Here is a 25,865-nt window from a genome sequence, read left to right on the forward strand (position 1 = left end):
AGATGATCCTGACGCCGAGCTGAAAAATGAAAGCGGAGATCGCCATGACGAATTCGGGATATTTCGCCATGATCGAATGGATGAGATTCGATAATGATCACGCAAAATCAAAAGCATACAATATAGATTTGAAGTCTCGGGTTATCGCATCTGCGACAATTTCAAATCAGCCGCAATGCGCGGAAGCTGACATGGCCGTTTTTTCCAATGATAACATGGTCGTGAACGGTGATGCCCAAGGGCTTGGCGGTGTCGATAATCGTCTTGGTCATGTCGATATCGGCACGCGAAGGTGTCGGATCTCCTGACGGGTGATTGTGCACTAGAATTACTGCGGAGGCGGAGAGTTCGAGCGCGCGCTTGACGACCTCGCGCGGATAGACCGGCGTATGATCGACCGTGCCGAAACCCTGCACCTCATCGGCGATCAAGGCGTTGCGCTTATCGAGAAACAGCAGGCGAAATTGCTCGCGCGCTTCATGCGCCATAGCGGCATGACAATAATCGATGAGCGCCTTCCACGAGGAGAGCACCGGCTTACCCGTCAATTCGCTCTTCAGCATGCGCTGCGCGACGCTCGCGACTAGCTTCAGGTCGAGAGCGACGGCATCGCCGACGCCGCTGACCTCGGTCAAGAGGCCGACCGGAGCGCCGAACACGCCGCCAAGCGTGCCGAAACGGGCGAGCAGGGCCTTCGCGATCGGTTTCGTGTCGCGGCGCGGGATCAGCCGGAAAAGCAGAAGTTCGAGAATCTCGTAGTCCGCCAATGCCGCGTCGCCGCCGTCGCGATAGCGATTGCGCAACCGTTCGCGGTGGCCATGATAATGGGCTTCGACGTCGGTTGTCGCGGATTTGGCTATCGGTGCGGATTTGGAGGTCGAGGCGGGTTTGGCGACCTGTTGGGGGAAGAACAGCCGCTCGTCCAGCAGCGGAGTTTCTTCCAAAGTCTCCGGCTTCCCGCCTCTCTCGAGGGGCATGTCACCATGTCCGTTGGAAGAAGCGGGCCGTTTTGCCATGAATTATGCCTGAAGCGGCGGCAGGCCGGGGCGGTCGAGGCCACCGGGCGACAGGGTGAAGATTTCGCAGCCCGTGGCTGTGACGCCGACCGTGTGCTCGTATTGTGCCGAGAGCGAGCGGTCGCGCGTGACGGCCGTCCAGCCGTCACCGAGCACCTTCACATGCGGCTTGCCGAGATTGATCATCGGCTCGATGGTGAAGATCATGCCTTCACGCAGTTCCGGGCCGTCATTGACCCGGCCATAATGCAGGATATTCGGCGAGTCATGGAAGAGGCTGCCGACGCCGTGGCCGCAGAAGTCGCGCACGACCGAGCAGCGCTCGCCTTCGGCATAGGTCTGGATCGCTTCGCCGATGGCGCCGGTGCGGGCGCCGGGGCGCACGGCGGCAATGCCGCGCATCAGAGATTCATAGGTGACTTCCAGCAGCCGCTCGGCCGAACGCTTGATTTCTCCGACCGGATACATGCGGCTGGAATCGCCGTGCCAGCCATCGAGCACATAGGTCACGTCGATATTGACGATATCGCCTTCGCGCAGCGGTTTATCGTTGGGAATGCCATGGCAGACGACGTGGTTGATCGACGTGCAGGAGGATTTCATGTAGCCGCGATAGTTCAGCGTCGCGGGATAGGCGCCATGATCCATGCCGAATTCGAAAACAAAGCGGTCGATGACATCGGTGGCGACGCCAGGCTTGACGATCGCGGCGAGTTCATCGAGGCAGCGGGCGGTCAGCTGGCACGCCTTGCGCATTCCGGCAAAGGCGTCCTCTCCGTAGATGCGGATAGCACCCGTATTTTTCGCCGGCGCCGTTGCCGCTTCGATGTAGTTCACCATAACTAGCCTTTGGTAGAGATCTTAAACTGTTCTAATGCAGCTATGCCGGGTTCGTCTATCGGGATCAACCCGGCAGGCGCGATTTCAGTCGGCGAAACCCTGCATTTCAGCGCATAGACCTCGACGCCACGCTTCAAAGCGCGATCATAAGCCCTGGCGTAGACCGGATCGAGATCGCCGCAGATGCGGAAGCGATGGCAATCGTTGCGCTGGATCACGAACAGCATGACGGCACGATAACCAGCCTCGGCCATATCGCCGAGTTCTTCCAGATGCTTGGCGCCGCGCGCCGTCGCCGTATCTGGGAATTCCGCAAGACCTGGCCGTCGCATGAAATGGACGTTTTTCACCTCGACATAGGTGGTTGTCCGCAAAGGATCGGTCAAGAGCAGGTCTATGCGGGAGTTGCGGCCATAATTCTGCTCGCGTTTGACAGCTGTATAATCGCCGAGATCGGAGATTTGTCCGAGCGCGATCGCTTCTGCTGCGATGCGGTTCGGCATGGCGGTGTTGACACCGACGATCGTGTCGTCAGCTTCGATCAGTTCGAAGACATGACGGTATTTTCGCTTCGCGCCCTCATGTTCGGAGAGCCATATGCGCGAGCCGGGTGTCGTAAGGCCGAGCATCGAGCCGGTATTCGGGCAGGAGCCGGTGATGAAGGTTCCGTCCTCCAGCTCGGCATCGAAGAGAAAGCGCTTGTAGCGGGAAATCAGGCGGGCAGGGAGGAGAGGCGAAGGAAATTGCATAATCGGGTGACTTATGCCCGTTCCAGGACATAGCTGCCGGGTGCCTCTTCCAGCGCATTGAGGGCCTTGCCGCCGGGTTTTCGCGCAGCCGTCATGCGATGGTCTTGCGCGAGGATCCAGGCATGCCAATGCGGCCACCAGGAGCCAGGTGTCTCCTTTGCCCCGGCGAGCCAATCCTCATAGTCGCCCCCGGTCGGGCCGCCGGTCCAGAACTGATATTTATGCTTGTCGGGCGGGTTGACGACGCCGGCAATGTGACCGGAGCCGGTCACCACGAATTCCACCGGACCGCCGAAATACTGGCTGCCGACGAAGACGGATTTGGCCGGCGCGATATGATCCTCCCGCGTCGCCAGATTGTAGACGGGGATGCGTACGTCCTTCAGCGACAATGTCTTGCCGTCGAGCACCATTTTGCCCTGGCTCAAGGCGTTGTTGAGGTAGCAGTTGCGCAGGTAGAACGAATGATTGGCCGCGGCCATGCGGGTCGAATCGGCATTCCAGAACAGGAGGTCGAAGGGTAGCGGCTCCTGTCCCTTCAGGTAATTATTGACGAAATAGGGCCAGATCAGTTCGGAGGCGCGCAGCATGTTGAAGGCCGTCGCCATCTTGGAACCTTCGAGATAGCCGAGCACGTTCATCTGCTCTTCGAGTGCTGCAATCTGCTCTTCGTCGACGAAAACCTTCAGGTCGCCGGCAAAGGTGAAATCGACCTGCGTCGTCAGGAAGGTTACCGTTCGGATACGCTTGTTCTTTTCCTTGGCGTGGAGGGCGAGGGTGGCCGCCAGCAGCGTGCCGCCGACGCAATATCCAACAGCATTGACTTCCTGTTCGCCCGTCGCCTTTTCGATGGTTTCGAGTGCGAAATCGATGCCTTCGCGGGCATAAGAGGTCCAATCCTTCGCCGCATGCCGATGATCGGGATTGACCCAGGAAATGACGAAGACGGTATGACCCTGCTCCACGCACCATTTGATGAAGGATTTCTGTGGGTTGAGATCGAGAATGTAGAATTTGTTGATCCAGGGCGGGCAGATCAGCAGCGGCCGCTTCAGCACCTTGTCTGTCGCCGGCTCATATTGGATCACCTGGCAGACATCGCTTTGCGCGATCACCTTGCCTGGCGTCAGCGCCATGTCGCGGCCGATGGCGAATTTCGTCATGTCGGTTTGACGCAGGCGCAACTCGCCATGGCCAAGGCTGATGTCCTCGGCCAGCATCTTCATGCCGCGCACCAGGTTCTCGGCATTGGAGGCGATAGTCTCGCGATAGACCTGCGGGTTGGTCGCGACAAAATTGGTTGGCGAAAATGCGGCGGTGATCTGCTTCGTGTAGAATGCCGCTTTGTGGCGGGTGTGTTCATCCAGCCCTTCCGCGTCGCCGACCAGTTTTTCCGCCCAGTTCGACGTCAGAAGATAGGTCTGCTTCAAGAAATCGAAGAAGGGGTTCTTCTGCCAGTCCTCGTCTGCGAAGCGCTTGTCCTTCACCGGTTCGGCTTCAGCCTCGGCGGACGAATCGCCGCTAAGGCGCTGCATGGTCTTCGTCCACAGACCAAAATAGCCGGAAAGCAGGTGAGTCTGCGCTTCCAGTGTCCGGCGGGGATCGGAAAGCCAGTATTCGCCGACTTTAGACAGCGTCTTGACCATGTCGGTGAAAGGATCGGCAACCGTATCGACCTTCTCGCCGCGCTCGCGCGGTGCAAGCCAGGCCGAGGCTGCCTTGCCGAGATTTTCCAGCGCACGGGCAAAGTTGACGGCCATCGCTTCGGGATCCCTGACGATGTAAGGCTCGACTGACTTTGGATCAAAGCCGGGAAAGCCGCCATTACCTTCATTCTTGTCCCGCTTGCTGTCGGTCACGCATCATCCTCCCGGCGGCAGCTCGTGTCTTGTTTTCCATTTGTACATCTTGCGGGAAAAGGAATACAAGTCGAATGAAACGCAACCCTGCTCTTGCTTTGCTGCTGCGACAAATTTAACAGTCGCAACCCACAGCAAGGAATAGCGCAGGAAGACAATTATGGGCGGCGGCATGGTGGCAAGACTGAACCGGTATTCCGTACTCTGCAGTGCAATGTGCGGAATTCTCGCATTGACACTCGCGGGCTGCTCGACGCCTGAGGAAAAAGCGGCCTTCGCCAAGCGCAAGCAGCCGCCTCAGGCTGTCATCGTAAAGCCCGCCAAGGGCACGCCGGTCGTGGAAACCAGCACGCAGCAATTTTACAAGGACGGCTATCCTTCCTTCAACGCGCCGCCGACCGCTGCAAACGTCCAGATCAATGATCAGCAGGCTGGCGATCTGGTCAAGCAGCTGACGGCACTTGGATCGCAGCGCAAAGCCGGCACGATCTCCGAGGCCGAATATCAGAGGCGTGTTGCCGAGATGCGCAAGCTCGCTGCCGAACATGGCCAGGATACGCTGCAGGAAATTCAGAAAGAGGGCAGCGCCCAGCCGGCCCCAACGCAGAATTAGCCTTGCGTTTCAGGCGATTTGGACGCAAAGCGTTCGGATAGGCCGAAATTGGATGTATCTACCGGCGGATTGCATTTTGCGTGCATAAGCGCCCAAGATTCACCTTATCTTTCGAGATAGCATGAGTACGGCGCCGCGAGTCCCAAGTTCGTATCGCGGCTGGCCGGGAGATCAACGAACTTCAGTGCGGTTTTGAGGGCCGCTGTCCCATGGGGAAAGAAATGGAAGAGTTTCATAAAGTCCGGCGTTTGCCGCCCTACGTTTTCGAACAGGTCAATCGTTTGAAAGCGAGCGCGCGAGCGGGCGGGGCGGACATTATCGACCTCGGCATGGGCAATCCAGATCTTCCGACCCCAAAGGCGATCGTCGACAAGCTGTGCGAAGTGGTTCAGGATCCGCGCACGCATCGCTATTCCTCCTCCAAGGGCATTCCGGGCCTTCGCCGCGCGCAGGCCGCCTATTACGCCCGCCGTTTCGGTGTGAAGCTCAATCCCGATACGCAGGTGGTTGCCACCCTCGGTTCGAAGGAAGGCTTCGCCAATATGGCGCAGGCGATCACGGCGCCGGGCGATGTGATCCTCTGCCCGAACCCGACCTATCCGATCCATGCCTTTGGTTTCCTGATGGCAGGCGGCGTCATCCGTTCGATCCCGGTCGAGCCGGATGACAGCTTCTTCCCGCCGCTGGAACGGGCCGTACGCCACTCGATCCCGAAGCCGCTCGCGCTCATCCTGAACTATCCGTCGAACCCGACGGCCTATGTCGCAACGCTGGATTTCTACAGGGAAGTCGTCGCCTTCGCGAAGAAACACGACATCATCGTGCTTTCGGATCTGGCCTATTCGGAAATCTACTTCGACGACGCGCCGCCGCCGTCGGTGCTGGAGGTTCCGGGCGCAATCGATGTGACGGTCGAATTCACTTCGATGTCGAAGACCTTCTCTATGCCCGGCTGGCGCATGGGCTTTGCCGTCGGCAACGAGCGGCTGATTGCAGCGCTGACGCGCGTGAAGTCCTACCTCGATTACGGCGCTTTCACCCCGATCCAGGTGGCGGCGACCCACGCCCTCAACGGTGACGGTTCCGACATCGCCGAAGTGCGCAACATCTACAAGCGCCGCCGCGACGTGCTGGTCGAGAGCTTCGGCAAGGCCGGATTCGACGTGCCGCCACCGGCAGCGACCATGTTCGCCTGGGCGAAGATCCCGGAAAAGTTCCGTCATCTCGGCTCGCTGGAATTCTCCAAGCTTCTGGTCGAGAAGGCTGACATCGCCGTTGCTCCGGGCATCGGTTTCGGCGAACAGGGTGACGATTATGTCCGCATCGCGCTCGTTGAAAACGAACACCGCATCCGTCAGGCGGCGCGCAATCTGAAGCGCTTCCTCTCCACCGCGGATGAGACGATGCATAATGTCATTTCGCTGAACGCTCATCGTTCATAATATCGCGCGGCAGCCGTTCCCGCGGCTGCCGTCCCAAATACTGATCAGGAATTTTTCATGGCAGATGCCCTCAAAATCGGCATTGCGGGCTTGGGCACCGTTGGTGCCTCGCTCGTCCGCATCATCCAGAGCCGCGCTAACGAGCTTGCCGTTACCTGCGGTCGTCCCGTCAAGATCGTCGCCGTCACAGCGCGCGATCGCACGCGGGATCGCGGCATCGATCTGACGGGCATCGAATGGTTCGGCGGTCCTGTCGATCTGGCGCAGAAGGCCGATATCGACGTTTTCGTCGAGCTGATCGGCGGTTCCGAAGGCGCGGCCAACGCAGCGGTGCGCGCAGCGCTTGCCCGCGGCCTGCACGTCGTCACCGCCAACAAGGCGCTGCTCGCCTATCACGGTGTCGAGCTCGCACAAATCGCCGAAGAAAAGGGCGTCCTGCTCAACTTCGAAGCAGCCGTTGCCGGCGGCATTCCGGTCATCAAGGCCCTGCGCGAATCGCTGACGGGCAATACGATTTCTCGCGTCTATGGCATCATGAATGGCACCTGCAACTACATCCTGACCCGGATGGAGAAGGAAGGCCTGTCTTTCGCCGATTGCCTCAAGGAAGCGCAGCGTCTCGGCTATGCCGAGGCTGATCCTGCCTTCGATATTGAAGGCAATGACACCGCCCACAAGCTTGCCATCCTGACGACGCTCGCCTTCGGCAACCGCATCGCGGCCGACGACATCTACCTCGAAGGGATCACCAACGTCTCCATCGAGGATATACGCGCTGCTGCTGATCTCGGATACCGCATCAAGCTGCTCGGTGTCGCCCAGCGCACCGAAAGCGGCATTGAACAGCGAGTGCACCCAACCATGGTGCCGCTCGATTCGGTCATCGCCCAGGTCGATGGCGTCACCAATGCCGTGGCGATCGAATCCGATATTCTCGGCGAATTGCTGATGGTCGGCCCCGGAGCCGGCGGCAACGCAACGGCTTCCTCTGTGCTCGGAGATATCGCCGATATCGCCAAGAGCCGCCCAGGCGAGCAGCGCGTGCCGGTGCTCGGTCATCCGGCCAAGGCGCTGGAGCCCTACCGCAAAGCGCAGATGCAGAGCCACGAAGGTGGCTATTTCATCCGCCTCACGGTTCTCGACCGCACCGGCGTTTTTGCGAGTGTCGCGACCCGCATGGCGGAAAACCACATTTCGCTCGAATCGATCGTCCAGCGTTCCAAGCAGCATCTGGCACCCTCCGATCACCAGACGATCATCCTCGTCACCCATGCGACGACGGAAGATTCGGTGCGCAAGGCGGTTGCGGCAATCAAGAACGAAGGCTATCTCGTCGGCGAACCGCAGGTCATCCGCATCGAGCGGCCGAAGGAATAATCTGACCAGCTGCGGCGTGCCTCAAAGGGATGCCGCTCTTAAATTCCGGGAGAGATGGTGGAGCAACCGGTCGATCCAGTTCAGCGGGCCTTTCTGGGTGTCGAGCGCTCGGTATCCGGCAATCGCTGGGTATCCAGGCTCGATCAGGCCGGCCAGAACAGGGCGCTCGCCATTGCGCAGACCCATGGCCTGCCGGAGCTGATTGCCCGCGTGCTTGCCGGGCGCGGCGTCGGGCAGGACGAAGCCATGGCTTTCCTCGACCCGACGATCCGCGGCCTGATGCCGGACCCGCATCTGCTGACCGATTGCGAAAAGGCCGCACAGCGCCTCCTGCACGCCATCAGGAAGGGCGAGACAGTCGCGATCTTCGGCGACTACGATGTCGACGGCGCGGCCTCCTCGGCGCTGCTCTATCGCTTTCTCACCCATTTCGGCGTTCCGGCCAGCATCTATATTCCCGATCGCATCTTCGAGGGCTATGGCCCCAATCCCACAGCCATCAATCAGCTTATCGACAATGGCGCGACGCTGATCGTGACCGTCGATTGCGGTTCCACCAGCTTCGAATCGCTTGAAGCGGCGAGGGCGCGCAATATCGACGTCGTCGTCATCGATCACCACCAGGTGGCGCACGAGCTGCCGCATTGTCATGCCTTGGTCAATCCGAACCGTGAGGATGATCTTTCGGGGCAGGGCCATCTCTGTGCCGCTGGTGTGGTCTTCATGGTTCTGGTCGCGGCGCTGCGTCTCCTTCGCGAGGCCGGCGATTCCCGCGTGCGTTCCATCGACCTGCTTGCCTGGCTCGATATCGTCGCGCTCGCGACCGTTTGCGATGTCGTGCCGCTGAAGGGCCTCAACCGTGCCTATGTAGTTAAGGGGCTTATTGCCGCCCGTCACCAGGGCAATCTCGGGCTTGCAGCCCTCTTTCGCAAGGCCGGCCTCAATGGTCCCGTCACGCCCTATCATTTCGGCTTCCTGATCGGTCCGCGCATCAATGCCGGCGGCCGCATCGGCGATGCGGCCCTTGGCGCACGCCTGCTGACGCTGGCCGATGGGGGCGAAGCGGAAACCATCGCCGGGAAGCTCGATGAGCTCAATCGCGAGCGGCAGGCCATGGAGGCCGCCATGCTGCAGGAGGCCGAGGCCGAGGCCTTGGCGGAGTACGGCAATGGCGACGGCGCCTCCGTCATCGTCACGGCGCGCGAGAACTGGCATCCGGGAATCGTCGGCCTCATTGCATCGCGTCTCAAGGACAAGTTCCGCCGACCAGCCTTCGCCATTGCCTTCGATCCGATGGGCAAGGGCACCGGCTCCGGCCGCTCGATCAACGGTTTCGACATGGGCCGCATGGTACGCGCGGCCGTCGATGCTGGCTTGCTCGTCAAGGGCGGCGGCCATGCCATGGCGGCCGGCCTGACGGTGGAGAGAAACAACCTCGGAAAGCTGCGGGCCTTCTTCACGGAGAAGGCGGAGAAGCAGGTAGCCGGGCTCGTTGCCAACGAAACCTTGAAGATCGACGGTGCGCTCGGCGCCAGCGGCGCGACCGTGGAGCTGATCGACAGGCTCGAGACGGCCGGTCCCTATGGTTCGGGCCATCCACAGCCCGTCTTCGCGCTTCCGAGCCACCGCCTGCGCGATTCCCGCCTTGTCGGCCAGTCGCATATCAAGATCACGCTCGAAGGGCAGGATGGCGGCCGGGTGGACGGCATTGCCTTCCGTGCGGCTGAGACGCCCTTGGGCGAGCTGCTGATGTCGTCGCGCGGGGCGCAGATCCATGTCGCCGGCACGCTCGGCGCCGATCACTGGCAGGGCAGCCGGCGCGTGCAGCTGCGGGTCACAGACGCGGCGAAAGCTCCGTAACGCAGATTACGCCCTACACGCGTCTGCATAACAGTGTTTAGCGAGCCAAAACATCAATTTAAGGGGAAGGAGCAGTGGCACGCCCTAGGGGAGTCGAACCCCTCTTTACAGAATGAAAATCTGTCGTCCTAACCGATAGACGAAGGGCGCGTGCTGTGGCGCCCTTATAGTCAGCACCTTTCATTCCCGCAAGCGGAAAAACGAGAAAAATCGCAGAAAAATCGATGACTAAGCAAAGATTTTTCGAGGTGCTTGTGGAAAACTTCGGGACACGCTTTTGGTACGCCCTAGGGGAGTCGAACCCCTCTTTACAGAATGAGAATCTGTCGTCCTAACCGATAGACGAAGGGCGCATGCTGCACGGCCTAGATAGGAATAGCCTATTGCGTCCGCAAGCGGTAGCTTAAATGAATTGAAGACGGGGAGAAGAACAACAGTGGCACGCCCTAGGGGAGTCGAACCCCTCTTTACAGAATGAAAATCTGTCGTCCTAACCGATAGACGAAGGGCGCGTTCAGCTGTTGTGTGGCGCGCTTATAGCGGGGTGATTTCATTCCCGCAAGCGGCAATTTTGCTTTTTTGTGGAAAAAATGACAAATGGGTGAAACCGCCGCCGGTGCTGAATAAGTGAGATTTAACAGGCTCTTGCTGGCGATATCGAAGATTCTCTGGAAACGCGGGCGTTTTTATTGCCCATTTGCACCCGGCACGGGCTGCACCAGCAGCTTGCCGTTCTGCGGCTGGTTCTTCGATGCGATGAACTGCGCCAGAGCGGCGGCCTGTCTGCCGTTCAATTCGTGGACATTCGGATTCGGCGTTGCCGCAACACCCGACGCGGTCACCTCGGCAATCGGCTGCGGCGAACCCGAAGCCGGCGAGGTTGCATTGCGAATGACGGGTGGTGGCAGCATGTCGGCCGATGTGCGGCCGTTCGGCACGGCGGCGGTGTCCATCGTTTGCGGTGCCGTCGTCTGCATAGTCGCTGGTGGCGCGCTGTAAACGCTGCGCATCATCGGCGTGATCGCCTGGCCGCCATCAGCTTGGGTTTTGGCAAGCGTCCCGTCCGGATTGACGGCGATCGGCGGCGGAGCGGAGAAGATGCTGCTTCTGTTCGCATTGACGGCCGTCGGCTGCGTGACCAGGCCGCCGATGCCGGTCTGCCCGTCCGCGGTCGGGGCTGCCGTAGGCGCAGGATAGAGTGCCTGGTTCTGCTGGGCGACGATCTGCTGACGTGTGCCATTGACGCTGTGGACCATCGGATCACGATAGGCGACATCGGCTTTGCGGCGCCGGGCATCGGCCTTGCTGTTCATATCGGCTGCCAGCTGTTCTGCCACGGTCAATGGCACGACAGGGGCAGCCTGTGAGGTCTCGATCGGCTTTTGGGCCGTGGTCGCGCAGCCCGCAATCATCACAAATGAGGCAAGAACGGCAATTGTGCTTGCTAGCTTCTTCCTGCCGTATAAAATCTCTTGATCGCACATAGGACGTTCCCTGCAAAAAAGGCTTGCATCGGAACGACCTCCTGCGAGGGACGACGATACCGCGCGCCGACTGGGAACGATGACTGCGCGATATCCGATGCATGATGCTTCGAGTCGTCCAAGCATGCCGGAGGATGGGCATGGGCGGCAAGCGCGAAACGGATGGCTCCGCGCGTGCCGTAAGCCTCGCGAAAGCTTGGCTCCTACCAAGAGCCGGTGTTGGCCATGGAAGCCCAGGGCTCGGCCGAAGGAAGATTGGCGCCCTTCTGCAGGATTTCGATGGAGATGCCGTCCGGAGAACGCACGAAAGCCATGTGACCATCGCGGGGCGGGCGGTTGATCGTGATGCCGTTGTCCATCAGCTTTTGGCAGGTCGCATAGATATCGTCGACCTCATAGGCGAGGTGGCCGAAATTGCGTCCTCCGCTATATTCTTCCGGGTCCCAGTTATAGGTTAGTTCCAGGCTGGGGGCACCGTTGCTGCGGGATGATTCGGCATCCTCGTCGGCCGCAAGGAAAACGAGCGTATAGCGGCCTTTCTCGTTTTCGTAGCGGCGGGTTTCGGTAAGCCCGAATAGGGTGCTATAAAAATGCAACGAGGCGTCGAGATCGGTGACGCGGACCATCGTATGGAGATAACGCATTCTATTTCCTCTCTTAATGTTGAGCTGGGCGGATCTTTGGTCGGGGCGCCAGCTTCGCGCAAGTCATTGGAGCAATAATCTTAGGGTGGGAATAAACGAAAACTAGGACTTGCGCTTTTCCGTTACCAAGATGTTAATCTTGATATCAGGGAATCAGTTAACCGTAACAGTGTGACGCGTAATCGAGGGCTGGCTAGGATGGGTGACAGAATTTCATCGAAGGGAGTTGTCGACTTCGAGGAGATGTCGGGCGATACCGTCGAGCTCATCGAAATCTCAGGCGTCGTCAAGTGGTTCGATGTCGCCAAGGGCTTCGGTTTTATCGTGCCTGACAATGGCATGCAGGACGTATTGCTGCATGTGACGTGTCTGCGCCGTGACGGTTATCAGACGATTCTCGAAGGAACCCGCATCGTCGCGCTGATCCAGCGCCGGGAGCGCGGCTACCAGGCTTTCAAGATCCTCTCCATGGATCAATCGACGGCCGTGCATCCCTCGCAGATGCCGCCCGTGCGCACGCATGTGCAGGTGACTGCGACGAGCGGCCTGGAGCGCGCGCTGGTCAAGTGGTTCAACCGCACCAAGGGCTTCGGCTTCCTGACACGTGGAGAAGGCACCGAGGATATCTTCGTGCATATGGAAACGCTGCGTCGCTTCGGTCTGGCCGAGCTGCGGCCGGGGCAGGTGGTGCTCGTCCGCTTCGGGCCTGGCGAAAAGGGCCTGATGGCAGCGGAAATTCACCCGGATGCGCCGAGCCCAGCGACACGGCCGCACTGATATGAACAAAGCCGGATTTCTTGAAATTTTGAAAAGCGCCATTTTGGCGCTTTTTCTCGTTGGGGCCATCGCCCCATCGTCTTTCGCGGCACAGACCGCAGGGCAACAGTCGATGGCTTTCGATTCCGAACCGCTTTCGATCGCATCGTCCAAAGGCCAGACGCATAAATTCACCGTGGAACTGGCTTTGACGCCGGCACAGCTCGAATTCGGCCTTATGTACCGCGACAAGATGCCCGCCGATCATGGCATGCTGTTTGACTTCGGCACGACACGGCCCGTCATGATGTGGATGAAGAACACCGAGCTGCCGCTCGACATGCTCTTTCTGGATCAAAAGGGTGTCATTACCCATATTCAGGAAAACGCCGTGCCCTATTCCGAAGCGATCATCAGCTCCGGCGGGCCGGTTGCCTATGTCATCGAGCTGAACGCCGGTATTGTTCGCAAACTCGGCCTTGCCGTCGGCGATACGGTGACGAGCGCCACCATTTCGGCAAAGCTCGGCAAGTAAATTTTCATCGGGGAAGATGTGCTAAGCAGGATTTTATCTGTTGCAGCGGGCAGATGAACCGTGTATCTCCCCACTCGTTCCGCAGGACTAAGCGTTCGGCGGTACGCAAATCAGCTCATGACCGCATTTTGGTCATGCTGACGGGTACGGAGTGTAGCGCAGTCTGGTAGCGCATCTGGTTTGGGACCAGAGGGTCGGGAGTTCGAATCTCTCCACTCCGACCATTTAAAATCCCCTCATTGCTGTCGTTGAATTCGTCCTGGTGGCGGCTGCCTTTTTGCTTGAAAACAAAGGGATTCGCAGCTAAGCAAAAGTCGTGTTCGCGCGGCCCGCAGAGGATCGCGTCGCGGCAAGAGAAGCAAGTAAGCGGATCATTCCCGCTTGATTCGGAGGCGCTGCAGCAATGCCTGCCAAGATTTATCGTCCTGCAAAAACCGCCATGCAATCCGGCAAGGCCAAAACCAATATCTGGGTTCTGGAGTTCGATCAGGAAATGCCGCGCAAGATCGATCCGATCATGGGCTATACCTCGTCGGGCGATATGCGCCAGCAGCTCAAGCTGACCTTTGAGACGCAGGAGCAGGCGGAAGATTACGCCAAGCGCAACGGCATCGACTACCGCGTCATCCCGCCGAAGGATCCCATCCGGCAGACGGTATCCTATTCCGACAACTTCCGCTTCAACCGCATCCAGCCCTGGACGCACTGAAGCCAGGCACTTATTGAACGCCAGCCATTGAGTTTGGCGGCGGTTTCAGGCATGTGTTGCCCGCCGCGCAAAGCGCGGCAAGGCTCATGGCCCCTTAGCTCAGCTGGATAGAGCACTTGCCTTCTAAGCATGTGGTCGCAGGTTCGAATCCTGCAGGGGTCGCCATTCTCCCGAAGGACACGATCTGATTTCGCGTGCGCGGCGCCGCTTTCCGTCATGCAGGCTTCATTCTGGCTGTCAGCATTCAGTTCGCCACCGTCGGCCAGCCGGCGGCAGCTCTTGGCCGCGTAGCATCGACCGCCATCTGGATAAGGTCGTAGCCGTACATTGCCCCGGCCAACTTGATGACGATAATAGCGACGCTCAGAAGAGCTAATCCGCCGATGATCCTGTCGCTTTTTTTCACGGCCCGCTTCCCCGACGTCTCGTGAATTCCGCATTATTCGCGGTGATAAAGAATATATCTCGTTTTTTGCGAAGCGCTATAGGGCTTGCTAACGCTGCCAATTGTCAGGCAGCTCTCAGGAGGAGACGGCCTGCGAGATCCGCGTCCTGACGCCGATTACGGCCGCTGAACCCGGCCGCATATAAAAAACCCGCCGGCAGCGATGCAGCGGCGGGTCTTGTTCAATCAATCGATCCGTATCAGTGCAGGATCTGGCTGAGGAACAGCTTCGTGCGCTCATGCTGCGGATTGTCGAAGAATTCCTTCGGCGAATTCTGTTCGACGATCTGGCCCTGGTCCATGAAGATCACGCGGTTGGCGACCTGACGGGCAAAGCCCATTTCGTGGGTCACGCACAGCATGGTCATGCCTTCTTCAGCAAGGCCCACCATGGTGTCGAGCACTTCCTTGATCATTTCCGGATCGAGCGCTGAGGTTGGCTCGTCGAACAGCATGATCTTCGGGTTCATGCAGAGCGAGCGGGCGATTGCCACACGCTGCTGCTGACCGCCGGAAAGCTGGCCGGGATATTTCTTGGCCTGTTCGGGAATCTTGACGCGCTTGAGGAAGTGCATGGCGATCTCTTCCGCCTGCTTCTTCGGCATCTTGCGCACCCAGATCGGCGCCAGCGTGCAGTTTTCCAGAATGGTCAGATGCGGGAAGAGATTGAAGTGCTGGAACACCATGCCGACTTCGCGGCGCACTTCGTCGATCTTCTTCAGATCGTTCGTCAGCTCCACGCCGTCGACGATGATCTGGCCCTTCTGATGCTCCTCAAGGCGGTTGATGCAGCGGATCATCGTCGATTTGCCCGAGCCGGAGGGGCCGGCAATGACGATGCGCTCGCCGCGCATGACCCTCAGATTGATGTCGCGCAGCACATGGAAGTCGCCATACCACTTGTTCATGTTGATCATGTCCACCGCGACCTCGGTCTCGGAGACGGTCATTTTTTTCGATTGGGCTTCAGCCATTTTGTATTTCCCTCAATTCTTATCGTTTGTAGCCGGTGTCGAGATGGCGCTCCACAAACCCTGAATAGCGCGACATGCCGAAGCAGAACAGCCAAAAAACAAAACCGGCAAAGACGAGACCCGTCACCGGCGTCACCGCAGTAGCCCAGGTGGCGTCCGCGAAATTCTGGCGGACGATGCCGAGCAGGTCGAACATGCCGATGATCGCGACGAGCGATGTGTCCTTGAACATGCCAATATAGGTATTGACGATGCCGGGGATGACCAGCTTGATCGCCTGCGGTAAAATGATCAGCCGCATCTTCTGCCAGTAGCCGAGGCCGAGCGAATCTGCGCCCTCGAATTGGCCCTTCGGTATCGCCTGCAGACCGCCGCGAATGACTTCGGCCATATAGGCCGAGGTGAAGATCGCGACGCCGACCACGGCACGCAGCAGCTTATCGACGGTCCAGCCCTGCGGCATGAACAGCGGCAGCATATAGCTCGCCATGAACAGCACCGTGATCAGCGGCACGCCGCGGATGATTTCGATGAAAGTCACGCACAACATGCGAAGGACGGGCATCTTGGAACGGCGACCGAGTGCAAGCACGATGCCGAACGGGAACGAGACTGCGATGGCGACGAAAGCGATCACCAGCGTTACCAGCAGGCCGCCCCATCGTTCCGTTTCGACGGCGGAGAGAATGGTTACGCCGGAAAACTTCACATTAAGGGCATCCCAAAAATTCCAATCAATCGCTGGAATGCTCAGGCCATGCAGAAGGAAAAAAGAGATAACCGGCAGTACAAAGAATGCCAGGATTGCGTTCAACCCCTTCCGGGGAACGGACGGTATCAGCAACGGTGCAAAGCTGACGATCATCAGAATGTAGACGAGTATCGGCCGCCAGCGCTCGTCCGGCGGATAAAGGCCGAACATGAAGACGGCGAATTTTGCGCGGACAAAGGCCCAGCACGCGGCGTTCCAGCCGTCCGGCTGCGTTCCGCCCTGAACAGTGGTAGCGCAGAAAGTGCGGTCGGTCCCGCTCCAGACTGCATTTAGGAACAGCCAGTTGATCAGGTGCGGGATCACCCAGGCAAGGAAGGCGATGGCAAGCACGGTGAGGACAATGTCCTTGGGCGTGGCAAAGAGGTTCTTTTTCAACCAATGCCACGCACCCCTTTCGCTGGCGGGTGCCGGTTGCGCCATGAGATGCGCCTTGCTGACGAAGTTTTGATCTACGCTCGACATCTTACCTCTCCACCAGAGCCATCTTGGCGTTGAACCAATTCATGAACAGCGATGTCACGATGCTCAAGGCGAGATAGATGATCATCCAGATGATGACGACTTCGACGGCTCGGCCGGACTGATTGAGGATCACGCCGCCGACGGCGACGAGATCGGCATAGCCGATGGCGATGGCAAGCGACGAGTTCTTGATCAGATTGAGATACTGGCTCGTCAGCGGCGGAATGATGATGCGCATGGCCTGCGGTATGACGATCAGCCGGTTGATGGCCGACGCCCGAAGGCCAAGCGCGCCTGCGGCTTCCGACTGCCCCTTCGGCACGCCGCGAATGCCGGCGCGTACGATCTCGGCAATGTAGGATGCGGTATAAAGGGATAGTGCAAGCAGAAGCGCAAGGAACTCCGGACTTATGACCGTGCCACCCGTCAGGTTGAATTTGCCGGCAATGGGATAGTCGAAGGAAAGCGGCATGCCCGTTACCAGGAAGACCAGCAACGGCAGGCCGATCAGGATGCCGATCGACACCCAGATCGTATGGAATTGCTGGCCGGTTGCCGCCTGACGCCTGTGCGCCCAGCGCGCCACGAAAAATACGACGGCTATGGCGATGAGAAAGGCGATGCCGACAGCCCACATGCCCGCGCCGAAGATCGGGCTCGGAAAGGCGAGGCCGCGATTGCTGAGATAGCTGAAGAAGGGCAGGTGCACGGCATCGCGCGCCTGCGGCAGCAGCACCAGAACGCCGCTATACCAGAAGAAGATGACGAGCAGAGGCGGGATGTTCCGGAAGATCTCGACATAGGCCTGGGAAAGTTTCGCAATCAGCCAATTATGCGAAAGCCTGCCGATGCCAATGAGGAAGCCGACGATGGTCGCCGCGACGATGCCGACCACCGAAATCAGGAGTGTGTTCAGTACGCCGACGAGAAGGGCAGTCGCATTGGTCGAATCGCTGGAGTAGGGAATCAGCGCTTGCCCCAGGTTAAAGCCAGCGCGTCCTTCGAGAAAGCCGAAACCGAATGAGCGGTTCAATGCGCGCAGATTGTCGATGGTGTTCGTGACGACAAACCAGCAAAGTCCCGCGAGAATGATGATCGTGAGCGCCTGATAGAAGGCGCCCCGAACTTTGGGGTCGTATAGCGCCGCCGATAGTGCCGAGCGCCCGCCTTCAGGCGAGTTTACAGTAATTGCCATATAGAATTTTTCCCCAATGTGCCTGTTTCAGGCTTGTTTTCTTGAGGGGAGAGAGGCGAAGCCGCCTCTCTCTTAAAGCTAGGCTCTTTGCGGCTTAGCGCACCGGCGGTGCGTACTGAATGCCGCCCTTGCTCCACAGAGCGTTGAGACCACGAGCGATCTTCAGCGGGCTGCCTGCGCCGATGTTGCGGTCGAAGACTTCGCCGTAATTGCCGACGCCCTTGATGATGTTATAGGCCCAGTCGTTGGTCAGGCCGAGGTCGGTGCCGATCGTCGAGCCCTGTTCTACGCCGAGGAAGCGCTTGATGTCCGGATTGGCCGAGTTCTTCATCTCGTCGACGTTCTTCTGGGTGATACCGAATTCTTCGGCGTTCACCAGCGCATAGGCCGTCCAGCTGACGATGTTGAACCACTGATCGTCACCCTGGCGAACGGCCGGGCCGAGCGGCTCCTTGGAGATGATTTCGGGCAGAACGACGTTATCGTCCGGGTTCTTCAGCGTCAGGCGCAGAGCGTAGAGACCCGACTGGTCGGTGGTGTAGACATCGCAACGGCCGGAATCATAGGCCGTATTGACTTCTTCGAGCTTGTCGAAGACGACCGGGTTGTATTGCAGGTTGTTGGTCTTGAAGTAGTCGGCAAGGTTCAGCTCGGTCGTCGTGCCGGACTGAACGCAAACTGCCGCGCCGGAAAGTTCGAGTGCCGATTTTACGTTCAGCTCCTTGCGAACCATGAAGCCCTGGCCGTCATAATAGGTGACCGGACGGAATTTTAGGCCGAGCGCGGTGTCGCGGTTGATGGTCCAGGTGGTGTTACGGGAAAGTACGTCGATTTCGCCGGACTGCAGCGCGGTGAAGCGGTCCTTGGCGCTGAGAGGCGTGTACTTCACCTTGGTCGGATCGCCGAAGACAGCGGAAGCGACAGCCTTGCAGAAGTCGATGTCAAAACCGGCCCAGTTACCGGATGCGTCCGGCTGTGCAAAGCCGAGAAGGCCGGTATTCACGCCGCACTGGACGAAGCCCTTGGCCTTTACGTCGCTCAGCGTCGAAGCCGAAGCGCTGGACGCGGTGTAAGCCAAGGCTGCGACTCCGAGGAATGCGGAGAGAGCAATCTTTTTCATTTTCCCTACCTTTGTCTATTAGTTTTATAGTTAAACTGTATCGCGTCCGAAGCAGGTTCCTGGAGAACCGTGTTCCTTCCCTTTCTCGGTGCGAGTGGCGCTATCACAGTCGCAAATGGTGTAGCGGTCAAGAGATCGCCCCAATTATTGCGGTTTTATTCGGCATTTTTGCTTTTCGGGGACGAAAAATGGGCATTTGGCGCCAAAATGAGCGGCATTTTGCCAAAAATCTGCGCGAAAATGCGGTTTTGGTCGCCATTTTTGTTATTTTAGCCTTCTAATAATGTGTGGCGTTGGAATGATCGGGGTTGACCCCACCGGACTTGGTCGCCACAAATCCAGCTTCCAACAGCGCCAAAGGCATATCCTGACATGAAAGACAAAGACACAAACCTGCCGAACGCCGGCATCAACACGCGCTTGTCCCATATCGGCAATTCGCCGTTCGACTATCACGGCTTCGTCAATCCACCTGTCGTGCGTGCCTCGACGGTGCTGTTTCCCAATGCGCGCGTTATGGAGACGCATGACCAGAAATATACCTACGGCACGCGCGGCACGCCGACGACGGATGCGCTATGCGAAGCAATGAACGCGCTGGAAGGTTCGGCGGGAACAATCATCGTGCCGTCCGGGCTTGCTGCGGTCACCGTGCCGCTTCTTGCCTACCTCTCCGCCGGTGATCACGCACTGATTGTTGATTCGGTCTACGGTCCCACGCGCTTCTTCTGCGATACCATGCTGAAGCGCCTCGGCGTCGAGGTCGATTATTACGATCCGTCGATTGGCGCCGATATCGAGCGGTTGATGAAGCCGAACACCAAGCTGGTCCATACGGAATCGCCGGGTTCCAACACCTTTGAAGTGCAGGATATCCCCGCAATTTCGGCGGCGGCTCATCGTCACGGCTGCGTCGTGACCATGGACAATACCTGGGCAACGCCGCTCTATTTCAAGCCGCTCGACCATGGCGTTGACGTTTCCATCCATGCCGTGACGAAATACCCCGCCGGCCATTCCGACATTTTGATGGGCACGGTTTCCGCCAACGAGACGCATTGGAAGCGGTTGCTGGACGCTCACGGTCAGCTCGGCCTTTGTGGGGCGCCCGACGACGCCTATCAGGTGCTGCGCGGCCTGCGTACCATGGGCGTACGCCTGGATCGTCATCAGGAAAGCGCGCTTGCGATTGCCCGGTGGCTCGAGGGCAGGGAGGAGGTCGCTCGCGTCTTGCATCCGGCCTTGCCGAGCTTCCCCAGCCATGAACTCTGGAAGCGCGACTTCAAGGGTGCGAGCGGGATTTTCTCCTTCGTTCTGGCCGTCGACGATCCTCAGAAATTCAAGGCGAAGGCGCATGCCTTCCTCGATGCCTTGCGGATTTTCGCTCTGGGCTATTCCTGGGGCGGTTTCGAAAGTCTGGCCCTGCACGTCAACCTCAACGACCGGCGCGTCACCAAGGTCCCAACGGAAGGGCCGGTCATCCGCCTGCAGGTTGGTCTCGAAGACGTGCCGGATCTCAAGGCGGATATCGAAAAGGGCTTTGCCGCCGCCAAAGAGATTTGATCAACCGATGGCGCGGTAGCCATAAATCCAGTCCATGTCCGCCGCGAGGCTTTGCGGCGGACGGAGGGAGAGAACGAGGTCGCGCGCGATCCGGATGGGGCCGCGGGCATGATAGGCGAACTGATTGAAGGCGGCGCGTTGCCTCAGGCGCGCAATTCGTGGCGCCCGATGCTTTTCATAGAGTTCGAAGGCTTCCGCCGGCGAGCGCGCAGAAAGCAGCCCGCCAAGCTCGAAGGCATCCTCGATCGCCATGGCTGCGCCTTGCGCCGCAAACGGCATCATCGCATGCGCAGCGTCTCCGATCAGGATCGTATCGCGGCCATTATGCCACCGACCGTCCTTCATCTCGTAGAGCGGCCAGAAGCTTGTCTGCTCCTGTGCCTCCAGCATTTGCAGGATCGCGCCGTTCCAGCCGGAAAAGCCGCGCAGCATCTGCTCGCGTTGCGCCTTGCTGCCGGTCGCACCCCAATCGCGGCTGGTGCTGCTGCCGGAGACGATGGCGACGATATTGAAGGCGGCATTTTCCAGGATGGGATAGCAGACGAGGTGGCTGGAAGGACCGAGAAATGCCGTGACGTTCGCCTTGTCCAGCAGGGCGGGGGCCGCCGCCTGCGGAATGGAGAAGCGCCAGGCAATATTCCCGGAGAAGAGCGGTGAGGGCGCACTGGGCACCATCGCATGCACTTTCGACCACACGCCGTCCGCGCCGATGACGAGATCGTATCTCCTTCCGGCGCGCTCTTCCAGTGTCTGCTTGTCCTTGATATCGATGTGCCGGCCAAGGTGTAGTCTGCATAAGTCATTGGCCTTCACTGCATTGAGGAGCGCCTTTTGCAGGGTCGCGCGATGCGCGGCGCCATAGGGGGCACCCCATCGCTCTCGGGCAAATTTCCCACAGGGAATAGAGGCGACCGGCCGCAGCGACGAGCCGGATACGAGTCGGACTTCCTCCGGCTCCAGCCAAACCGGTCTGAGCGCCTCGAGCACGCCGAGCGCATCGAGGACGCGGGAGGCATTCGGCGAAATCTGCAGGCCCGCACCGACTTCGGTCAGCACCTCTGCTTGTTCGAAGATGTCGGAGGCAATCCCGTGTCTCGCCAGCGCCAGAGCCGCCGTCAATCCAGCTATTCCGGCGCCGATGATTGCGGCTGCTTTGATCGGCATTTTCTTATGTCCGATCGGACACTATCGCGTCAGGCGGCCTTGAAATGGAAGACGCAGCCGGCCGGATTCGTCTGATCCGCCTTCAGCGACGGATTGTAGCGATAGAGCGTCGAGCAGTAGGAGCAAACCTTTTCGCTCTCATCGCCGAGGTCGATGAAGATGTGCGGATGATCATAGGGAACCGAAGCGCCAGTGCACATGAATTCCTTCACGCCGATTTCGATGACGCGATGTCCGCCGTCGTTCTGGAAATGGGGAATATTGTGGCCGGCCATGATAATCTCCGAATGCGTCTTGCCTTAAGCGGCATGATGGTTGCGCCAGACTTGGTCGCCCCTCTTTATAATCCTTCTTCCCGATTGTGTAGTGCGAAAGTCCGGCTTGAGGCAGAGATTTTCGCAGGCATAGGGTTCATTTGATATCGCCGATAAAATATGGTCCGGCGCCAACAGGACCCAGTTTGTGAAGACAACGCCATGAATCTCAATGCTCCCCCGATGTCCCATTTTATCAGAGACGGATTGAAGCTTGCCTTTTTCGATGACGGCGATCCGAGCGGCCCGCCGGTGCTGCTGATTCATGGCTTCGCTTCAACGGCGATTGCCAACTGGGTCAATCCGGGCTGGCTGAAGACGCTCGGCGAGGCAGGCTATCGCGTGATCGCCATCGACAACCGTGGCCACGGCTCGAGCGACAAGCTCTATGATGCCGATGTCTACCATCCGTGGATCATGGCAGAGGATGCCGTCGCCCTTCTCGATCATCTGGGCATCCCCGAGGCGCATGTCATGGGCTATTCCATGGGTGCGCGTGTTTCGACCTTTATGGCGATCGCTCATCCGGATCGCGTCCGCTCGCTGGTTCTCGGCGGTCTCGGCATCGGCATGGTCGAGGGCGTCGGCGATTGGGATCCAATTGCGGATGCACTGGTGGCACCATCGCTCGATGATGTCACCCATGCACGCGGGCGCATGTTCCGCGCCTTTGCCGAACAGACGAAAAGCGATCGGCAGGCGCTGGCCGCCTGCATCCAAGGCTCACGCGATCTGGCGTCGAGGGAGGATGTGGCAAGGATCGAGGCGCCGACCCTGATCGCCGTCGGCACCAAGGACGATATCGCCGGCTCGGGCCAGGAGCTGGCCGCATTGATGCCGAACGCCGAGGCCATCGACATACCGAACCGCGATCACATGCTCGCCGTCGGCGACAAGATCTTCAAAGTGGCGGTTCTCGAATTCTATCAGCGCCTCGGCCAGCGCTAAGTCACTTGCCGGTGAAGTGTGGTTTCCGCCGCTCTGCAAAGGCAGCGCGGCCCTCGGCATAATCGGCGCTGTCGAATGTCTCGGCGCCGATCACTTCCGCTTCGCGTAGCAGGTCGCCGTTCTGCTCGATGACGGCGCGGATCGCAAGTTTCGAGGCATGCAGCGCGATCGGTGCATTGGCGGCGATGGCATGGGCGAGGGCGGAGACTTCGCCATCGAATGCCTCTGCGTCGATTTCCTCCAGAAGAAAGCCGGCGGCGACCATCTTCTCGCCAGACATGGGCGCGCCGGTAAACAGTGTGACCTTGGCCATCTGGGCTCCGAGCGCGTTGACGATGTCCTGCACGGCGTCGGCGGGATAGGCGATGCCGAGGCGGACGGCGGGGACGCAGAATCGCGCGCCTCGTTCGGCTATGCGAAGATCGCAGGCCGCTGCCAAGCCGAAGCCGCCGCCATAGCAAATGCCGCGGATTGCGGCGATTGTCGGCACGCGGCAGTGACGGATAGCCTCGAAAGCCTGGCTGTTCAGCGCCTCATAGGCGACCGCGGTCTCGGAATTCTTGCGCACGCTGTCGAATTCGCTGATATCGGCGCCGGCTGAAAAATCCGCGCCCGCGCCGCGCAGAACAATAACATGCGCATGGGCTTCATCAGTCAGGATACGCACGGCTTGCGGGATGGCACGCCACATGGCAGCCGTCACGGCATTCTTTCTGCCAGGGTTGCCGATGGCGATCGTACCGATCGCGTCGCTGCATGTCGCGTGAATGAGACCGCCGGCAAAGTCATGCTCGAAATTCATGCGCGATCAACCCATTTGTCTTGTCTGGCTTTTATTCTATATAATGCATCCCTGACAGAAAATCGGGAGACCGCCAATGGTCGCAGCAACGGATATTCGCCAGGTTGAAGGCTTGGGCGCGGTGAAGGTCATGGACCCGATCTGGGACAGCATGCGCGAGGAAGCACGCGCCGCTGCCGAAAAGGACCCTCTCCTTGCCGCTTTCCTCTATTCGACGATTATCAATCATCGTTCGCTGGAAGAATGCGTCATCTATCGCATCTGCGAGCGCCTCGACCATCCGGATATGCAGGCTATTCTCCTGAGGCAGACCTTTGAGGAAATGCTCGCCGACTGGCCGGAATGGGGATCGATTCTGCGTGTCGATATCCAGGCAGTCTATGATCGCGATCCCGCTTGCCTGCGGTTCCTGGAACCTGTCCTCTATTTCAAGGGTTTCCATGCGTTACAGACACATCGTTTGGCGCACTGGCTGCATAATCGCGGCCGCCGCGATTTCGCGCTCTATCTGCAGAGCCGCTCCTCCAGCGTCTTCCAAACCGATATCAACCCGGCGGCACGCATCGGCAAGGGCATATTCCTCGATCATGCAACCGGCCTCGTCGTGGGCGAGACGGCCGTCATCGGCGACAACGTCTCAATCCTGCATGGGGTAACGCTCGGCGGTACCGGCAAGGAAGGCAGCGACCGCCATCCGAAGATCGCCCACGGCGTTCTGATCGGTGCGGGGGCCAAGATCCTCGGCAATATCCAGGTCGGCCATTGCTCGCGCATTGCCGCTGGCTCCGTGGTGCTGAAGGAGGTGCCCGCCAAGACGACCGTTGCCGGCGTTCCGGCCAAGGTGGTCGGAGAAGCAGGGTGCTCCGAGCCCTCTCGCTCGATGGATCAGCTGCTCGCCGAGCAATTGATCGTTGACCAGATCATGGGTGCAGGAATCTAGGAAATTCCGGTCCGATTTTCCGAGGCTTGCGCTGTCGCCGGATAGCTATGCGCGGTTCCGGTCTTTACACCGCCGCTTTTCCTATGCAAGAAGCGGCCAACAGAGATCCTCACGGAGAAGCATTGTGAAGCCCGAAGAAATCAAGAAGCTCGACGCCTATTTCAAGCGCACGTTCAACCCGCAGGTCGTGGTGAAGGCCCGCCCGCGCAAGAACGATTCTGCGGAAGTCTACCTCGGCGAAGAGTTTCTGGGTGTCGTCTATATCGACGACGAAGATGGCGACCGCTCCTATAATTTCTCGATGGCTATTCTGGACGTCGATCTCTGATTATATCGATCTCGTATAGTGATCGAATATTTGGGCCGTATTTCATTGAAATGCGGCCTTTTTCTTTGACGTTTGTCAATTTGATCATTCCGCTGCCGTTCTGATCTCTTTCGGCTTCTTTCTGTCCAAATGCCAATATTTTAATCAAAGCCTGTGGTTGCAGGGGGGGTGATATATATTAGGAAAAACAGAATGATGCGGCGCACTCATCACTGTCGACACCGCGCCGTCATCCAAAATGCAACCGAAAGGTGATATTGCGGCGCACAAGACTACTTGACTAATTGTGCGCCGCATTTAACCTTTATCTCTGTAAACCGGCCGCCGGCCGGCCAACAAGGGACGGAGAAGCATGTTCAATTTCGATGAAGCGAACAAGAAGGGCAAGGAAGCCATGGACACGGCGCTGAAGAGCTATTCCGATGTCACCAAGGGCTTTCAGGCGATTGCTGCCGAAGCCGCTGAATACTCCAAGAAGTCTTTCCAGGATGGTGTTGCACACTTCGAAACGCTCGCCGGCGTCAAGAGCTTCGAAGCTGCCTTCGAACTGCAGAGCAGCTATGTGAAGTCTTCCTACGAAAACTTCATTGCCGAAGCCACCAAGCTCGGCGAAATGTATGCCGATCTCGCCAAGGTGGCCTACAAGCCTTACGAAGCGCCCGTCGCGGCTGCAACGAAGGCTGCCAGCAAGGCAGCAGCAACGGCGACCGCCGCTTAAACTTTCGCCGAAAGGCAAAATTTCTAGAAGGACCGGCTGCGTTACGCGCGGCCGGTCTTTTGCGTTTTGGCGCACCGAACCCGACATGGCGATATGCAGCGACTTTTTTGACCGCAGCCCCTTTTGTCAGCGAATTGTGATTGCAGTGTCCCGCAAGGGGCTTAAAATCACGCCAATATGAACTAAGTTAGAGGTTCGGATATCCGGCCCGACCAAGTGAAGAATCCAACCCAGTG

The 25,865-nt window shown here is 58.9% G+C and carries 26 protein-coding genes and 5 tRNA genes; 14 read left to right on the forward strand and 17 right to left on the reverse strand.

Annotated elements, in window-relative coordinates:
* Positions 1-161 precede the first annotated feature (161 nt).
* Genes radC through AC13RC_RS05405 form a run of 4 tightly spaced genes read right to left on the reverse strand, consistent with a single transcriptional unit; the run spans position 162 to position 4,464 of the window.
* On the reverse strand, positions 162-977 hold the full coding sequence (gene radC / locus AC13RC_RS05390; protein ID WP_488556655.1) for a RadC family protein: 816 nt from the start codon (positions 975-977) through the stop codon (positions 162-164).
* A 42-nt stretch (positions 978-1,019) separates the two neighbouring features.
* Entirely contained in the window at positions 1,020-1,856 is an 837-nt protein-coding gene (gene map / locus AC13RC_RS05395; protein ID WP_488556656.1) for a type I methionyl aminopeptidase, read from the reverse strand.
* A 2-nt stretch (positions 1,857-1,858) separates the two neighbouring features.
* Entirely contained in the window at positions 1,859-2,605 is a 747-nt protein-coding gene (sfsA, locus tag AC13RC_RS05400) for a DNA/RNA nuclease SfsA (RefSeq protein ID WP_183812177.1), read from the reverse strand.
* 11 nt (positions 2,606-2,616) lie between these two features.
* Positions 2,617-4,464, reverse strand: coding sequence for a PHA/PHB synthase family protein (locus tag AC13RC_RS05405; RefSeq protein WP_113352609.1), 1,848 nt, complete (start codon positions 4,462-4,464; stop codon positions 2,617-2,619).
* A gap of 160 nt (positions 4,465-4,624) precedes the next feature.
* Between AC13RC_RS05405 and AC13RC_RS05410 the strand changes: the two genes are divergently transcribed.
* From AC13RC_RS05410 to recJ, 4 genes are all read left to right on the forward strand, one after another.
* Positions 4,625-5,077, forward strand: coding sequence for a gas vesicle protein GvpG (locus AC13RC_RS05410; protein WP_113352608.1), 453 nt, complete (start codon positions 4,625-4,627; stop codon positions 5,075-5,077).
* 221 nt (positions 5,078-5,298) lie between these two features.
* Positions 5,299-6,519 carry an LL-diaminopimelate aminotransferase gene (locus AC13RC_RS05415; RefSeq protein ID WP_145320196.1) on the forward strand — a complete coding sequence of 407 codons (1,221 nt, stop codon included), beginning with the start codon at positions 5,299-5,301 and terminating at the stop codon, positions 6,517-6,519.
* Between the two features lie 57 nt (positions 6,520-6,576).
* Entirely contained in the window at positions 6,577-7,896 is a 1,320-nt protein-coding gene (locus tag AC13RC_RS05420; protein ID WP_113333694.1) for a homoserine dehydrogenase, read from the forward strand.
* 54 nt (positions 7,897-7,950) lie between these two features.
* A complete protein-coding gene (gene recJ, locus AC13RC_RS05425) occupies positions 7,951-9,756 on the forward strand; it encodes a single-stranded-DNA-specific exonuclease RecJ (protein WP_488556657.1) in 1,806 nt (601 codons plus the stop codon).
* A 75-nt stretch (positions 9,757-9,831) separates the two neighbouring features.
* On the opposite strand, the gene AC13RC_RS05430 is transcribed toward recJ, so the two are convergent.
* The 5 genes from AC13RC_RS05430 to AC13RC_RS05450 form a co-directional block, all read right to left on the reverse strand.
* Positions 9,832-9,906: transfer RNA gene (locus AC13RC_RS05430), tRNA-Glu, on the reverse strand.
* Positions 9,907-10,034: 128 nt separating this feature from the next.
* A tRNA-Glu gene (locus AC13RC_RS05435) sits at positions 10,035-10,109 on the reverse strand.
* Positions 10,110-10,193: 84 nt separating this feature from the next.
* Positions 10,194-10,268 (reverse strand) — tRNA-Glu (locus tag AC13RC_RS05440).
* A gap of 174 nt (positions 10,269-10,442) precedes the next feature.
* Entirely contained in the window at positions 10,443-11,240 is a 798-nt protein-coding gene (locus AC13RC_RS05445; RefSeq protein ID WP_488556658.1) for a hypothetical protein, read from the reverse strand.
* 203 nt (positions 11,241-11,443) lie between these two features.
* The gene (locus AC13RC_RS05450) at positions 11,444-11,884 is read right to left on the reverse strand and encodes a VOC family protein (protein ID WP_069612062.1); all 441 of its coding nucleotides are present in this window, start codon (positions 11,882-11,884) and stop codon (positions 11,444-11,446) included.
* 198 nt (positions 11,885-12,082) lie between these two features.
* Between AC13RC_RS05450 and AC13RC_RS05455 the strand changes: the two genes are divergently transcribed.
* From AC13RC_RS05455 to AC13RC_RS05475, 5 genes are all read left to right on the forward strand, one after another.
* On the forward strand, positions 12,083-12,661 hold the full coding sequence (locus AC13RC_RS05455) for a cold-shock protein (protein WP_112721378.1): 579 nt from the start codon (positions 12,083-12,085) through the stop codon (positions 12,659-12,661).
* A gap of 1 nt (position 12,662) precedes the next feature.
* Positions 12,663-13,175 (forward strand): DUF192 domain-containing protein, encoded by a 513-nt coding sequence (locus AC13RC_RS05460; protein ID WP_113333697.1) that lies wholly within the window; start codon positions 12,663-12,665, stop codon positions 13,173-13,175.
* Positions 13,176-13,322: 147 nt separating this feature from the next.
* A tRNA-Pro gene (locus AC13RC_RS05465) sits at positions 13,323-13,399 on the forward strand.
* A gap of 179 nt (positions 13,400-13,578) precedes the next feature.
* Positions 13,579-13,884, forward strand: coding sequence for an ETC complex I subunit (locus AC13RC_RS05470; RefSeq protein ID WP_069612065.1), 306 nt, complete (start codon positions 13,579-13,581; stop codon positions 13,882-13,884).
* An 88-nt stretch (positions 13,885-13,972) separates the two neighbouring features.
* A tRNA-Arg gene (locus AC13RC_RS05475) sits at positions 13,973-14,049 on the forward strand.
* Positions 14,050-14,128: 79 nt separating this feature from the next.
* On the opposite strand, the gene AC13RC_RS05480 is transcribed toward AC13RC_RS05475, so the two are convergent.
* The 5 genes from AC13RC_RS05480 to AC13RC_RS05500 form a co-directional block, all read right to left on the reverse strand.
* Positions 14,129-14,290: a hypothetical protein gene (locus tag AC13RC_RS05480; protein ID WP_488556659.1), complete on the reverse strand. Its 162-nt coding sequence runs from the start codon at positions 14,288-14,290 to the stop codon at positions 14,129-14,131.
* Between the two features lie 239 nt (positions 14,291-14,529).
* Positions 14,530-15,303: an amino acid ABC transporter ATP-binding protein gene (locus AC13RC_RS05485; protein ID WP_183812165.1), complete on the reverse strand. Its 774-nt coding sequence runs from the start codon at positions 15,301-15,303 to the stop codon at positions 14,530-14,532.
* A 19-nt stretch (positions 15,304-15,322) separates the two neighbouring features.
* Positions 15,323-16,537, reverse strand: a complete 1,215-nt coding sequence (locus AC13RC_RS05490; RefSeq protein ID WP_183812163.1) for an amino acid ABC transporter permease — start codon at positions 16,535-16,537, stop codon at positions 15,323-15,325.
* 1 nt (position 16,538) lies between these two features.
* Positions 16,539-17,732, reverse strand: coding sequence for an amino acid ABC transporter permease (locus AC13RC_RS05495; RefSeq protein ID WP_069612068.1), 1,194 nt, complete (start codon positions 17,730-17,732; stop codon positions 16,539-16,541).
* A 94-nt stretch (positions 17,733-17,826) separates the two neighbouring features.
* On the reverse strand, positions 17,827-18,852 hold the full coding sequence (locus tag AC13RC_RS05500; RefSeq protein ID WP_113389589.1) for an amino acid ABC transporter substrate-binding protein: 1,026 nt from the start codon (positions 18,850-18,852) through the stop codon (positions 17,827-17,829).
* 372 nt (positions 18,853-19,224) lie between these two features.
* On the opposite strand from AC13RC_RS05500, the gene AC13RC_RS05505 reads away from it, so the two are divergent.
* A complete protein-coding gene (locus tag AC13RC_RS05505; RefSeq protein ID WP_488556660.1) occupies positions 19,225-20,415 on the forward strand; it encodes a cystathionine beta-lyase in 1,191 nt (396 codons plus the stop codon).
* Here AC13RC_RS05505 and AC13RC_RS05510 read toward each other — a convergent pair whose 3' ends face one another.
* Together AC13RC_RS05510 and AC13RC_RS05515 are read right to left on the reverse strand one after the other, a co-directional pair.
* The gene (locus AC13RC_RS05510) at positions 20,416-21,579 is read right to left on the reverse strand and encodes an FAD-dependent monooxygenase (RefSeq protein ID WP_183812157.1); all 1,164 of its coding nucleotides are present in this window, start codon (positions 21,577-21,579) and stop codon (positions 20,416-20,418) included. It abuts the gene before it with no gap.
* A 29-nt stretch (positions 21,580-21,608) separates the two neighbouring features.
* Positions 21,609-21,854 (reverse strand): zinc-finger domain-containing protein, encoded by a 246-nt coding sequence (locus AC13RC_RS05515; RefSeq protein WP_047454665.1) that lies wholly within the window; start codon positions 21,852-21,854, stop codon positions 21,609-21,611.
* A 201-nt stretch (positions 21,855-22,055) separates the two neighbouring features.
* Between AC13RC_RS05515 and AC13RC_RS05520 the strand changes: the two genes are divergently transcribed.
* Positions 22,056-22,841 (forward strand): alpha/beta fold hydrolase, encoded by a 786-nt coding sequence (locus AC13RC_RS05520; RefSeq protein WP_488556661.1) that lies wholly within the window; start codon positions 22,056-22,058, stop codon positions 22,839-22,841.
* A gap of 1 nt (position 22,842) precedes the next feature.
* Here AC13RC_RS05520 and AC13RC_RS05525 read toward each other — a convergent pair whose 3' ends face one another.
* On the reverse strand, positions 22,843-23,643 hold the full coding sequence (locus tag AC13RC_RS05525) for an enoyl-CoA hydratase-related protein (RefSeq protein WP_488556662.1): 801 nt from the start codon (positions 23,641-23,643) through the stop codon (positions 22,843-22,845).
* 76 nt (positions 23,644-23,719) lie between these two features.
* Between AC13RC_RS05525 and cysE the strand changes: the two genes are divergently transcribed.
* The 3 genes from cysE to AC13RC_RS05540 all read left to right on the forward strand — a co-directional run bounded on the left by cysE (position 23,720) and on the right by AC13RC_RS05540 (position 25,629).
* The gene (gene cysE, locus AC13RC_RS05530) at positions 23,720-24,583 is read left to right on the forward strand and encodes a serine O-acetyltransferase (RefSeq protein WP_113333704.1); all 864 of its coding nucleotides are present in this window, start codon (positions 23,720-23,722) and stop codon (positions 24,581-24,583) included.
* 124 nt (positions 24,584-24,707) lie between these two features.
* A complete protein-coding gene (locus tag AC13RC_RS05535) occupies positions 24,708-24,911 on the forward strand; it encodes a DUF3126 family protein (RefSeq protein WP_015339784.1) in 204 nt (67 codons plus the stop codon).
* A gap of 352 nt (positions 24,912-25,263) precedes the next feature.
* Positions 25,264-25,629 (forward strand): phasin family protein, encoded by a 366-nt coding sequence (locus AC13RC_RS05540; RefSeq protein WP_069612075.1) that lies wholly within the window; start codon positions 25,264-25,266, stop codon positions 25,627-25,629.
* The last annotated feature ends 236 nt before the right edge of the window (positions 25,630-25,865 follow it).

The organism is Martinezella sp. CNPSo 3890, assembly GCF_057784455.1.

Coding starts and splice junctions, on each gene's coding strand:
- radC (WP_488556655.1), bottom strand. CDS start 977: ATGCCCCTCGAGAGAGGCGGGAAGCCGGAGACTTTGGAAGAAACTCCG.
- map (WP_488556656.1), bottom strand. CDS start 1,856: ATGGTGAACTACATCGAAGCGGCAACGGCGCCGGCGAAAAATACGGGT.
- sfsA (WP_183812177.1), bottom strand. CDS start 2,605: ATGCAATTTCCTTCGCCTCTCCTCCCTGCCCGCCTGATTTCCCGCTAC.
- AC13RC_RS05410 (WP_113352608.1), top strand. CDS start 4,625: ATGGGCGGCGGCATGGTGGCAAGACTGAACCGGTATTCCGTACTCTGC.
- AC13RC_RS05415 (WP_145320196.1), top strand. CDS start 5,299: ATGGAAGAGTTTCATAAAGTCCGGCGTTTGCCGCCCTACGTTTTCGAA.
- AC13RC_RS05420 (WP_113333694.1), top strand. CDS start 6,577: ATGGCAGATGCCCTCAAAATCGGCATTGCGGGCTTGGGCACCGTTGGT.
- recJ (WP_488556657.1), top strand. CDS start 7,951: ATGGTGGAGCAACCGGTCGATCCAGTTCAGCGGGCCTTTCTGGGTGTC.
- AC13RC_RS05445 (WP_488556658.1), bottom strand. CDS start 11,240: ATGTGCGATCAAGAGATTTTATACGGCAGGAAGAAGCTAGCAAGCACA.
- AC13RC_RS05450 (WP_069612062.1), bottom strand. CDS start 11,884: ATGCGTTATCTCCATACGATGGTCCGCGTCACCGATCTCGACGCCTCG.
- AC13RC_RS05455 (WP_112721378.1), top strand. CDS start 12,083: ATGGGTGACAGAATTTCATCGAAGGGAGTTGTCGACTTCGAGGAGATG.
- AC13RC_RS05460 (WP_113333697.1), top strand. CDS start 12,663: ATGAACAAAGCCGGATTTCTTGAAATTTTGAAAAGCGCCATTTTGGCG.
- AC13RC_RS05470 (WP_069612065.1), top strand. CDS start 13,579: ATGCCTGCCAAGATTTATCGTCCTGCAAAAACCGCCATGCAATCCGGC.
- AC13RC_RS05485 (WP_183812165.1), bottom strand. CDS start 15,303: ATGGCTGAAGCCCAATCGAAAAAAATGACCGTCTCCGAGACCGAGGTC.
- AC13RC_RS05490 (WP_183812163.1), bottom strand. CDS start 16,537: ATGTCGAGCGTAGATCAAAACTTCGTCAGCAAGGCGCATCTCATGGCG.
- AC13RC_RS05495 (WP_069612068.1), bottom strand. CDS start 17,732: ATGGCAATTACTGTAAACTCGCCTGAAGGCGGGCGCTCGGCACTATCG.
- AC13RC_RS05500 (WP_113389589.1), bottom strand. CDS start 18,852: ATGAAAAAGATTGCTCTCTCCGCATTCCTCGGAGTCGCAGCCTTGGCT.
- AC13RC_RS05505 (WP_488556660.1), top strand. CDS start 19,225: ATGAAAGACAAAGACACAAACCTGCCGAACGCCGGCATCAACACGCGC.
- AC13RC_RS05510 (WP_183812157.1), bottom strand. CDS start 21,579: ATGCCGATCAAAGCAGCCGCAATCATCGGCGCCGGAATAGCTGGATTG.
- AC13RC_RS05515 (WP_047454665.1), bottom strand. CDS start 21,854: ATGGCCGGCCACAATATTCCCCATTTCCAGAACGACGGCGGACATCGC.
- AC13RC_RS05520 (WP_488556661.1), top strand. CDS start 22,056: ATGAATCTCAATGCTCCCCCGATGTCCCATTTTATCAGAGACGGATTG.
- AC13RC_RS05525 (WP_488556662.1), bottom strand. CDS start 23,643: ATGAATTTCGAGCATGACTTTGCCGGCGGTCTCATTCACGCGACATGC.
- cysE (WP_113333704.1), top strand. CDS start 23,720: ATGGTCGCAGCAACGGATATTCGCCAGGTTGAAGGCTTGGGCGCGGTG.
- AC13RC_RS05540 (WP_069612075.1), top strand. CDS start 25,264: ATGTTCAATTTCGATGAAGCGAACAAGAAGGGCAAGGAAGCCATGGAC.